The organism is Deltaproteobacteria bacterium, assembly GCA_016208165.1.
Classification (GTDB): Bacteria; Desulfobacterota; Desulfarculia; order JACQYL01; family JACQYL01; genus JACQYL01.
In genome coordinates this window covers 17068-27245 of sequence record JACQYL010000021.1, presented here as the reverse complement: position 1 = coordinate 27245, position 10178 = coordinate 17068, and the positions used below count along the sequence as shown (strand labels likewise).

At 54.9% G+C, this 10178-nt stretch carries 11 protein-coding genes and 1 pseudogene; 8 read left to right on the top strand and 4 right to left on the bottom strand.

What is annotated here, in order from left to right:
• The first annotated feature begins 559 nt into the window (after positions 1-559).
• From HY788_03835 to HY788_03825, 3 genes and pseudogenes are all read left to right on the top strand, one after another.
• Positions 560-1039: a TIGR03067 domain-containing protein gene (locus HY788_03835; GenBank protein MBI4773305.1), complete on the top strand. Its 480-nt coding sequence runs from the start codon at positions 560-562 to the stop codon at positions 1037-1039.
• Between the two features lie 314 nt (positions 1040-1353).
• Positions 1354-1674, top strand: coding sequence for a hypothetical protein (locus HY788_03830; protein MBI4773304.1), 321 nt, complete (start codon positions 1354-1356; stop codon positions 1672-1674).
• Positions 1675-1843: 169 nt separating this feature from the next.
• Positions 1844-2397, top strand: a pseudogene (locus tag HY788_03825) (transposase).
• Positions 2398-2840: 443 nt separating this feature from the next.
• On the opposite strand, the gene HY788_03820 reads toward HY788_03825, so the two are convergent.
• Positions 2841-3272: a type II toxin-antitoxin system VapC family toxin gene (locus HY788_03820; protein MBI4773303.1), complete on the bottom strand. Its 432-nt coding sequence runs from the start codon at positions 3270-3272 to the stop codon at positions 2841-2843.
• A complete protein-coding gene (locus tag HY788_03815) occupies positions 3272-3511 on the bottom strand; it encodes a type II toxin-antitoxin system prevent-host-death family antitoxin (protein MBI4773302.1) in 240 nt (79 codons plus the stop codon). The genes HY788_03820 and HY788_03815 overlap by 1 nt, the downstream gene beginning before the upstream one ends.
• A 289-nt stretch (positions 3512-3800) precedes the next feature.
• On the opposite strand from HY788_03815, the gene HY788_03810 reads away from it, so the two are divergent.
• On the top strand, positions 3801-4196 hold the full coding sequence (locus HY788_03810) for a hypothetical protein (GenBank protein MBI4773301.1): 396 nt from the start codon (positions 3801-3803) through the stop codon (positions 4194-4196).
• Between the two features lie 206 nt (positions 4197-4402).
• Here the strand turns inward: HY788_03810 and HY788_03805 are convergent, their stop codons facing one another.
• Both HY788_03805 and HY788_03800 read right to left on the bottom strand, forming a co-directional pair.
• Positions 4403-5329, bottom strand: coding sequence for a PDZ domain-containing protein (locus tag HY788_03805; protein MBI4773300.1), 927 nt, complete (start codon positions 5327-5329; stop codon positions 4403-4405).
• A gap of 35 nt (positions 5330-5364) precedes the next feature.
• Positions 5365-5718, bottom strand: a complete 354-nt coding sequence (locus tag HY788_03800) for a hypothetical protein (protein ID MBI4773299.1) — start codon at positions 5716-5718, stop codon at positions 5365-5367.
• A 233-nt stretch (positions 5719-5951) separates the two neighbouring features.
• Here HY788_03800 and HY788_03795 point away from each other — a divergent pair, with 233 nt between their 5' ends.
• The 4 genes from HY788_03795 to HY788_03780 are packed head-to-tail and all read left to right on the top strand — an operon-like array spanning position 5952 to position 10146.
• Positions 5952-7325: a sigma 54-interacting transcriptional regulator gene (locus HY788_03795; protein ID MBI4773298.1), complete on the top strand. Its 1374-nt coding sequence runs from the start codon at positions 5952-5954 to the stop codon at positions 7323-7325.
• Positions 7326-7360: 35 nt separating this feature from the next.
• On the top strand, positions 7361-8107 hold the full coding sequence (locus HY788_03790; GenBank protein ID MBI4773297.1) for a (Fe-S)-binding protein: 747 nt from the start codon (positions 7361-7363) through the stop codon (positions 8105-8107).
• Positions 8100-9452: an iron-sulfur cluster-binding protein gene (locus tag HY788_03785; GenBank protein ID MBI4773296.1), complete on the top strand. Its 1353-nt coding sequence runs from the start codon at positions 8100-8102 to the stop codon at positions 9450-9452. The genes HY788_03790 and HY788_03785 overlap by 8 nt, the downstream gene beginning before the upstream one ends.
• The gene (locus HY788_03780; GenBank protein MBI4773295.1) at positions 9445-10146 is read left to right on the top strand and encodes an LUD domain-containing protein; all 702 of its coding nucleotides are present in this window, start codon (positions 9445-9447) and stop codon (positions 10144-10146) included. The genes HY788_03785 and HY788_03780 overlap by 8 nt, the downstream gene beginning before the upstream one ends.
• Positions 10147-10178: the final 32 nt, after the last annotated feature.

Here is a 10178-nt window from a genome sequence, read left to right as displayed (position 1 = left end):
ATTTTAGAGGCAATCTCCAGGCTCTTACGAAAAACCTTGTCCACTATCCGACCAGGACGAAAGAACCCAAGAAGAAAAGGTCCCAAGCTGAAGCTCTTCGCTATGGCCTACAAACCTATCGCTTAAGTCAATGACATTGAAGGATACCGATACAATCGATAACCAGGAAGCCGATTAGCTCTCATTTCGAGAAATGCAAGCAATGCATGACTTATGGGCCTGGGGTCGGCCTTGTTCGTTGAGCCGCTACTATCAACTCCACTACTCAACTGATAGTAGGATTGTTCAAAGGGAAAACGAAAAGTCAAAAACCAAGACCTGACCCTCACATGACCCTCACATTTACGACATGCGAAAACGCTAACGCAGAGTTAAGCCGTTAAACTTCTTTGGGTTAACGAGATAATGGAACGATTTACAGCAGCGTCTTATAGGCATAGAAACAAAGATCTCCGCATTTTATGTGGATACGTCTAATTGTTGCTGGGCAAGACATGGTTCAGCAGGAGGAAGATGAGATGAAGGCGGAGCTATGCAAATCAAAAAAAGGAGGAGAAGTATGCGTTCGAAGATCTTTTTCGCAATTCTAACCGTTTTGTCGCTGGTATGGTCGGCATGGACGATTGCTGGCGCACAGGCGCAACAACAGAGTGTCGATGCAGAACTGCAGAAGTTTCAGGGTACCTGGATGATGATCTCTGCGGAGATGGACGGGAAGAAGGTGAATGACGCACACGTGAAACAGAGCAGAATCACCTTCGTTGGTGATAAGGTCGAGCTTATCGCTCCGCATCAGCATAAGGACACGATCGTTGCGTCTGTCGTGAAACTGGACTGCACGAAGAATCCCAAGGAAATGCACTGGGTTCGCACTGCAGGTCCGAACGCAGGTAAAACCATGATCGCGATCTATGAGTTTGAGGGTCCCGACCAGTACAAGATTTGTTTCGACCCTGCGAGCTTGGTTGTGCCTAAGGAGTTCGGCACAAAAGCGGGTTCCGGACATATCTGGCACACCTGGAAGCGGGCAAAGCAATAGTCACGGGGAGACAAACGGTTAAGTTCTTGACAGCAGGGCGACCGAGGAGCCGTTGCTGAAATTGGACGCTTGATGAGGGGGCGCTGGTGGGGCTGATACAAAATGATAGTGCCCCATAACCTTTTCATGCAGCGGACGGGCGACCACGTGTTCTCTCCGGATCAGTGCTGCGAAATGTGGGTCTGTACCAGTTCGCGCCTGCCGCTGATGATCGTCGTTCACCTCAAGGATAATTTTTGGAAAGCGGAATATTTACGACTCGAATTTGTCGAGAATGCTATTTGAATCCCTGGTTTCGTAAGAGGCGGCCTGAAATGGCCGGTGCGTGGTATAGGGGACGTCCATGTTTTCAAACTTTACAAGAATTCATTGCTCTTTGTATGAATTTCAATCGAGTGATTTCCCGTGTGGCCGCATCGATGAGTATGAACCCCAAGGAAGTGACGGCATTCGGTAAATCGCCGCAAACGGTCAAGGCTCGAGCGCTCCTGTGTTATTGGGCGCATCGAAAGCTTGGGATGACCGCCACAGAGATTGCCGGGAGGCTCAAGATCACTCAACCGGCGGCAAGTCGCTTGTCGAAACAGGGTGAACAGATTGAAAAAGAAGTTCGATTTAGTTTGATTGGAAAATAAACGTACAAAAACATGGACGTCGCCCAAGGTTTCATTTATAAAAGTCAGGGGCCGACAGGGCCTCCTTGTTTAGGGATCAACAGCATGAGTAGCAGGCCGCTCTGTAGGGGCGGTTCGTCCTTCGACGGGGCTCAGGATCCGTGACGAACCGCCCTTGCAACGGAAATCGATGCCACATAACCGCCGATCCATCCGATTACACGGATACGATTATTCGCAGGCCGGGGTGTATTTCGTGACCATTTGCGCCTGGAACCGGGAATGTTTGTTCGGGAACACCGTGAACGGAAAAACAGTTTTGAACGATTTCGGGGAAATGGTTGACGTTACTACGCCGAGTCGTGGGAATGGTTGGCGGCGCGTCACGGTTATGTGGAATTGGATGAATATATGATCATGCCCAATCATTTGCATGGGATTATCGCTATTACCGACGTTCTTAAGGGCGGTTCGCGAACCGCCCCTACGGAAAAACGCAAACCCATCGGACGTCTGGTCGGCGCATTCAAAACGGTGTCCACCAAACGCATCAACCATCTGCGCGACAGCCCCAGCGTCAGAATAGGACAGCGCAATTATTACGAACACATCATCCGCAACGACGACGAACTGAACCGCATCCGGGAATACATCGGCAATAACCCTGCGCGATGGGAAGTGGATGGTGAAAATCCGAATTCTGTCTTAGGGGTTGGTTGTAAACCGACTCCGGAATGGGCCTGACGATGAAACATTATTCCCAACAGACATTCGTCCGAGAGGAAGCGGAAAAGGGGGACGAGCGGAAAAGGGGGACGGGGTTGAATTTGCGCGTTTCTTTGTTTCGTAGGCTATGACATAGAAACCTCATACCGCGAAAAGCACGCATTCATGCGCCGGGAGCGTTGCATCACATCTTCATCCGAGGAATCGAAAGGCGACCGATTTTCGAGTGCGTCCATTGGGGACGTCCATGCTTTTAAACTTTACAAGAATTCAGGGCACCTGATGTTAGAGCACCATGCCACGGAAAGCGAGAATACCCGCGCCAGGGCGCTGCATCGTGCGAGCGTCAGGGGGATCGAAAAACGGCAGGTATTCGGACAGGGTGACAAAAGTGTAAAAGCATGGACGTCCCTATCATGACCCTCCACCAACTCATCTTATTCGGACGCGGTTTCATGATTTCAGCGGGCGCGGGTCGGTTCGTAGGCCGGGACTTTGCATTTCCCGGCGGCCTTCACGAGGGATGCGTCCAGTGTGGAGAGGGGCAGATCGAGCCTCATGGCGAGGTCCAGGTAGGACGCGTCATAGGTAGAAAGCCCGTGTTCCCGCGCAAGCGAAACGATCTCCTTGAGCATCCGCTCTGGGGTTTCCTGTTCCACCGTGATGGGTAAACCACCCAGGAGCGCGAGAAAGCGGACGACCGAAGCCCGGCTGAGACGCTTTTTCCGTTCCGCGACAAGCAGGACATTGCCCACCTCGAGGGGCCAAATGGCGGGCACAAAGGCCTCCCCGGCTTCAAGGCTTTCGAGCACGGCCTCGGCGTAGCTGTTGCCCTCCTCCTCGAAACACCACGGCATAACGACCGAATTATCGACGACAAAGCGCGCGGGCATCAGCGCCTTCCTTCCTCGATCATGTCGCGAATGGAAAGCCCATCGAGGCGGTGGCCGCTTCGAAACCGCTTCAACTGGTCGATGACGTCGCGCACGGACGTCCTCTTCGAGGAATCGGCGGGCTGCAGGGTGGCCACGGGCACGCCGTGCTTCGTGATCGTTATTTTCTCGCCCTTGGCGACACGATCGAGGAGTTGGGTGAGGTGTGTTTTCGCCTCATAGGTTCCGACTGTTTCCATAAAGCACCTCCATTTAGACTAGTCTACGACCAGTCTAATTCGCGCCGCCTAAAAATGCAAGCCGCTTTCCCGGATTTGAATCAATTTCTCGCTGCGGGTATGGATGAGGAAGAAGGGAAGCTGTTGCGAAGGCATGCGCGTACCGGCCCTTGGAAGCGTGCATTTCCTCGATCGATGGGAAGGCATGCTCGGCCGTGTGTTACAGCGTCGGATGGGGAAAAGAAAAGGCAGAGCACGGGGAAGATAGGTATGGTATCTTAGGATTACTGAAATGTGGAGGTGCAATACATTGACAACCCGGAAACACATCGATGACCGGATCGAAGCTTACGCCAAGGCGGTCAGAGACAGAAACTCTCAGGCGGTCTCCGAACTGTTCGCCGTACGTTTCGATCATATAGTGCACGGCGCGGGAAACGATCCGGAAAATCCTTGGAATACGAAACGAGAGACCGATCGAGAAGGTATCAGGAAAATCTATGAGGACTTCTTCGCTCATGTGGGTGAAATGGCGGTCGAGTATACGGACAGGATCATCGATGTAGACAACGAATCGGCCGCCATGGTCGTCCGCGTTCAAACCGGATCTACCGTCATGGAAAATGCGCTTCACATCAAGTGGAACGCTCAAGGGAAAATCATATTTTTCTACAACTGGTATGGTAAAGGGGCCGAGCCGCGTTGACTCGTATCAAGCCAATATCACGGGATGAATCGCGGACAAGAGCGGCTGTCCTTATTATTGACCCCGACCTCTTGTCCCCCGCCATCCCGCCCTGAATGGCAAGACTCCTGCCATGGATCGGCGAAGGCGGGCGACGAGGATATTGGAACAGGGTCCGGCGTGAGGTCCACCATGGACCCCACACCGGACTTGGGGAGAAAGAAGTGTTATTTCGTTTGCAAGGTCACAAAATACGTGGACCCTTGCCGCCAAACCAACATTAGAGCAGGCTTGGAGCTGATGTCGGACGTAGCTTCCTTAAACTCATCCACCGTATTGACGGGTTTCTGATCCACTTCCAGAACCACATCTCCGCGTCTCAGCCCGGCGTCGGCCGCCGGACTTCCAGGCTCCACCGACGTTATCGCAACTCCCTGAGCGGATTCCATACCCAGTCCCTTGGCCAGTTCGGGAGTGACGGTCTGGATGGTTATGCCCAGACGTGCCCTCTGCGTGGTTTCGGAGGCCGCCATGGTTTCCTCTTCGAGGGTTTCGAGTTTGACTTTGAACATCTTAGTTTTGCCTTCCCGGATCACCTTCACATCCACGTCGGTTCCCGGCATCAGGCCGGCCACCATTTGAGGCAACACCTGGGAATTCTCCACCGGCTGGCCGTTGAACTCGACGATCACGTCTCCCCTCTGGATACCGGCCTTCGACGCAGGGCCGCTTTCCGAGACGTCGGCAACCAGCGCGCCTTTCTCCTCTTCCAGTTTAAAGGACTTGGCCAATTCCGGAGTTACATTCTGGATCGTCACTCCGAGCCAGCCTCGGGTAACGCGCCCCTTGTCCTTAAGCTGAAGTAGTATCTCCTTGGCCGTGTTGATGGGGACCGCGAAGCCGATGCCTTGTCCGGAGGCTACAATAGCCGCATTGATGCCCACGACTTCTCCGCTGTAATTGAACAGAGGCCCTCCGCTGTTTCCGGGATTGATCGAAGCGTCGGTCTGGATAAAATTGTCATAGGGGCCCGCGCCGATGACTCTTCCGGTGGCGCTCACGATGCCCGTGGTCACGGTTTCCGAGAGACCGAACGGATTTCCGATGGCCAGAACGGGTTCCCCTTGTTCGAGTTGATTCGAGTCCCCGAGCATGGCCGGGATCAATTCTTCCTTGGGTTCGATCTTGATCAGGGCGATATCGGTCTTGGGATCCGTGCCGACGATTCCTTGGGAATGCGGTTACCGAAGAAACGTTCCCAGAAATCCTTAAACGGGTCCGAGTCCCTGAAAGGCCCGAAATCATGTCCGGGCATGGGGCCGCCCTGCATCTTCTCGACCTTGACTACGCCGATATTCACCACGCTGGGTTTCAACTTTTTGACCAGGTTGGGAACGGTTTCATTCGTGATTTCGATTGTTTTGTGGGATGGCTGTGCTTCAGTCCAAAAAGGCGAAGCATAGGCCATCAACGCTCCGGCCATGCAGAGCGCGACTGCAATTACGATGTGGCCCATCCATTTCCGACTTCTTTGATTCAGCATGTTGATCCTCCGTTTCGTTCGCTCTTCTATGATTATGCGAAGCGCATACGATGATGTTGTGAAGCGCGATATGCTTACAATAGAGTGCCGTCTTCTCGAAGCGTTTAAAGATTTTTCCCGTTTGTTCGGCAAGGTCCTTCCGAAATGGCCAAAACCTCTCTAGGGAGGTGGGCGCGCGCGTCCAAGAACAGGATCATTGATTTCTTAGGAATTGTAGTTAGTATATAGATCCTATGAGCGCTCCAAAAGGACTCAGCCCCGAGGAAGTCGAAACCATTTTGGATTCCATTGCGGACGGGGTCTTCACAGTCGATAAGGATTTCCGGATCACCTGGTTCAACCGGGCTGCGGAAAAAATCACGGGCGTTCCGCCGGATGAAGCCCTCGGACGGTATTGCTGCGAGGTGTTTCGCGCTGAAATCTGCGAAAGCGATTGCGCCCTCAGGCAGGCCATCGATACCGGCCGGCCTGTTGTCAACCGACCGGTCTACATTCTGCGGCCGGACGGACAGCGCATTCCCATCAGTGTAAGCTGCGCCCTGCTGCTCGACAAAAAAGGTGAAGTCATGGGCGGGGTCGAAACGTTTCGGGACCTGAGCCTGGTGGAGGATCTCCGCAAGGAGGTCGAGCAGCGATATACCTTTGCGGACATCATCTCGAGAAGCCACAGGATGCGCGACATCTTTTCCATCCTGCCGGAGGTGGCTCAAAGCAACGCGACCGTCCTGATTGAAGGCGAGAGCGGGACCGGTAAGGAACTTCTTGCGAGGGCCATTCATAATCTTTCCGCCAGAACGGACGAGCCGCTGGTGATCGTGAACTGCGGCGCGCTGCCCGACACACTGCTCGAATCCGAGCTGTTCGGACATAAGGCGGGCGCGTTCACGGACGCAAAAAAGGACCGCTTGGGCCGAATCGCCCGAGCCGAACGCGGCACGTTGTTTCTCGACGAAATCGGCGACATCAGTCCCGCCCTTCAAATACGCCTGCTCCGTTTTTTACAAGAACGAACGTATGAACCGTTGGGATCCAGCGAGACGATCAAGGCGGACGTGCGCGTAGTGGCGGCCACCAACAAGGACCTGAATCAGGAAATGGAAGAAAACCGTTTCCGACGGGACCTGTACTATCGCGTAAATGTCATTCGGCTGGCCTTACCGCCGTTGCGGGAAAGAAAGGAAGATATCCCCCTGCTCGTTCAACATTTTGTCGCCCATATGAATCGGTTGAGGGGAAAAGATATTACCGGGCTTTCCCAAGACGCCATGTCCTCGTTCATGGACCATGATTGGCCGGGAAACATACGGGAACTCGAAAACGCCATCGAGCACGCGTTCATTCTTTGCCCCGGAGGGTTTATCGAGCGGAGGCACCTGCCGGAACAGTTTCGAAAGTCGTCCAGCCTGCCCGAAACCCTGCCCATGGGATCCACCCTGGCTGAAATCGAGGCTCGGGTGATTTATGAAAGCCTGGAAAGAAACGATTGGAAACGACAGGCAACGGCCAAAGAGCTGGGTATCGACAAGACCACCCTCTGGCGCAAGATCAAGCAGCTCGGGCTGGAAGTCTCCCATGGGAAGACACAACGAAGAAAGTCGAGTTCATGATGTTTGTTAGCCCCGATTCGGCGCGAGAGGTTTGAATGAGCCCTGAACCCAGGGAAACAATCTCGTTGTTCGTTCCGTGCGTGGTGGATCAGTTCAGGCCCGGCGTTGCGCGGGCGTCCGCGGACGTATTGAGGAAACTGGACCTGGGTTTCGAGACGCCCGGTCCGGGGATCTGCTGCGGACAGCCGGCGTTCAACCAGGGTTTCCGGGAAGAGGCTCGAAGAGTGGCCCGGAAGTGGATTCAACATCATGAAGCGTACTCCGCCGTTGTGGCTCCATCCGGATCCTGTGTGAATATGGTGCGGAATCACTATCCCGCCCTGTTCGACAAAGAGCCGGATTGGCGACGTCGGGCCCTGGCCGTGGCCGCCCGGACCTACGAACTCACCGAATACCTGGTTCACGTGGCAAAACGCCTCGATCTGGGCGTACAATGCCCCCTTCGCGCCACCTACCACGATTCGTGTCACGTTACCCGTCATCTCGGCGTTCGGGAGGAACCACGACGTCTTCTGCAACACGTGGACGGGCTGGTTCTGGTCGAAATGGAGCAATCGGATCGCTGCTGCGGATTCGGCGGTCTTTTCAGATGGACCCACGCTCCCATCTCTCGAGCCCTGTCGGAAGAAAAAGCCCGGATGATCGAGGCAACGGGTGTAGACGCGGTCATTACGGCGGAAACGGGATGTCTCCTGAACATAGAAGCCGCTCTCGATCGCATCGGTTCGAGGGTCAAGGCCTTTCACGTGGCCGAAGTTCTGGGAGGAATGGCTCGTGCGTGAGAACCGTTTTCGGAAACGATATCAGGCCGCGCTGAATGACGCTCAACTTCAGAAGGGTGTGTCCGCGGCGACCCGGCTCCTGGTTTCCATGCGAGAGAAGACGGTTGCCGAAATCCCCGATTGGCAAGCGCTTCGGGAAAGAGGCAGAGCCATTCGGGAACACACATTGGACCATCTGGACGGCTGTCTCGAAACCCTCGAACAGAGCGTCACTCGCCAGGGAGGACATGTATTTTGGGCAAAAGACGATGAGGCCGCCCGCCGTTACGTGTTGGATCTGGCCCTCAGCCGCGGCGTTAAAACCATCGTAAAAGGGAAGTCCATGATCTCGGAAGAGATCGGACTGAACGACGCCCTCGAGGCCCACGGCGTGGAGCCGGTGGAAACCGACCTGGGCGAGTTCATCGTGCAGCTCGCGGATGAGCATCCTTCCCACATTCTGGCTCCGGCCATTCATAAAACCAAGGAAGACATTTCGTTGCTGTTCGCCCGGAAACTTTTGAAACCCAAAGTGACCGAACCCAAAGCGCTTATGGCCCAGGCCAGGGAGCATCTCAGGGGCAAGTTCCTCGAGGCCCAAATGGGTGTCACCGGCGCCAATTTCGCCGTGGCCCGCACGGGAACGGTGGTGCTTACGGAGAATGAAGGCAATATCCGATTCAGCACGACCTGCCCTCCCGTGCACGTATCCATCATGAGCCTCGAAAAGGTCGTACCGGACTGGTCGGAATTGTATGTCCTGTTGAACCTATTGATCATATCCGCCACCGGACAGCGATTGTCCACCTACGTCAGCTTCTTGAACCCTCCGATGGCGGACAAGACCCGGCACGGGCCTAAAGAGTTCCACCTCGTCCTGTTGGACAACGGCCGAAGCCGCATTCTCGGAGACGAACGATACCGTTCGATCCTGCGCTGCATCCGGTGTGCAGCCTGTTTTAACGTGTGTCCCGTGTACACGAAGATCGGCGGACACGCCTACGGAACGGTGTACCCGGGTCCCATGGGATCCGTGCTGTCACCGCTTCTGTTCGGCCTGGACGCGCACGAGGAGTTGCCGTTTGCCTCGACTCTCTGCGGCGCCTGCAGGGACGTGTGCCCGGTGAAGATCGACATTCCGAACATGCTGCTCGAACTCCGAAGCGACGTAACCGAGAATTGGAAAGCCCGGCACAGGATGTACGGTCGCCGTCTGAGAGTCGAGGTGTGGAGTCGAGTCGCGGGCGACGAAACCGTGCTTCGATGGGCGTCTCGAATCGCACGGTCGGCGGAACCCATACTGAACGTGGCCAAAGCGCCGGACGGGTTCAAACTGTCCCATAGAAGGTTTGAACGGAGTGAGTGAATCATTGAACGGAGATCGGACCTACATACTGAACGCTCTTCGCCGGACGGCTCGGCCCGGTGAATGTGTGGTCGAGGGCTCGTTGGAAGATACGCCCGGACGCTCGAAGATCCCTGACGCGGATCTCGAGGACAGGCTTTCTACTGCCCTTCAAACGTTGGGCGCCCATTTTCATCGAGCCCATTCCGAAGAAGAGGTTCGGCGGATTTTGTCCACACTCATTCATAACGCTGATGCGCACAAGATAGCCGTCCTGTCGGACGCGTTTTTGAGAACGTTTCATCTCGATCGGCTGACGGAAGAGGCAGGCGTAACGGTGATATCGTATTCGGAGGAGGAAATCAGTGATTCGGTAAAGGACGTGACGCCCGCGTTGAAAGACGCTGAACTGGGTATTTTTCCAGTCTCCCGAGCGCTGGCGCAGTCAGGAACCATGGTTCTCAATGGCAATGCCGGCGTATCGAGAGCGATTTCTCTCATTCCCCCCATCATTGTTGGCATCTTGGACAAAAAACAGATCGTTGCCGACCTCGGAAACGTATTCTCCGAACTGATCGAAACCGGACAGGTCCCTTCGCGGCCGGGAGATTGGATGGTTTGCATCTCCGGTCCCAGCCGCACGGCGGACATCGAAGCGACCCTGACCACCGGCATCCATGGCCCCGGAGACACGCATCTCATTGTATTGGGATAAGCGTCTCTCCGGCGAGGATCCTCTTCGGATCA

Coding starts and splice junctions, on each gene's coding strand:
- HY788_03805 (MBI4773300.1), bottom strand. CDS start 5,329: ATGCTCGGGGACTCGAATCAACTCGAACAAGGGGAACCCGTTCTGGCC.
- HY788_03820 (MBI4773303.1), bottom strand. CDS start 3,272: ATGCCCGCGCGCTTTGTCGTCGATAATTCGGTCGTTATGCCGTGGTGT.
- HY788_03790 (MBI4773297.1), top strand. CDS start 7,361: ATGAGCCCTGAACCCAGGGAAACAATCTCGTTGTTCGTTCCGTGCGTG.
- HY788_03835 (MBI4773305.1), top strand. CDS start 560: ATGCGTTCGAAGATCTTTTTCGCAATTCTAACCGTTTTGTCGCTGGTA.
- HY788_03800 (MBI4773299.1), bottom strand. CDS start 5,718: ATGCTGAATCAAAGAAGTCGGAAATGGATGGGCCACATCGTAATTGCA.
- HY788_03830 (MBI4773304.1), top strand. CDS start 1,354: ATGGCCGGTGCGTGGTATAGGGGACGTCCATGTTTTCAAACTTTACAA.
- HY788_03815 (MBI4773302.1), bottom strand. CDS start 3,511: ATGGAAACAGTCGGAACCTATGAGGCGAAAACACACCTCACCCAACTC.
- HY788_03795 (MBI4773298.1), top strand. CDS start 5,952: ATGAGCGCTCCAAAAGGACTCAGCCCCGAGGAAGTCGAAACCATTTTG.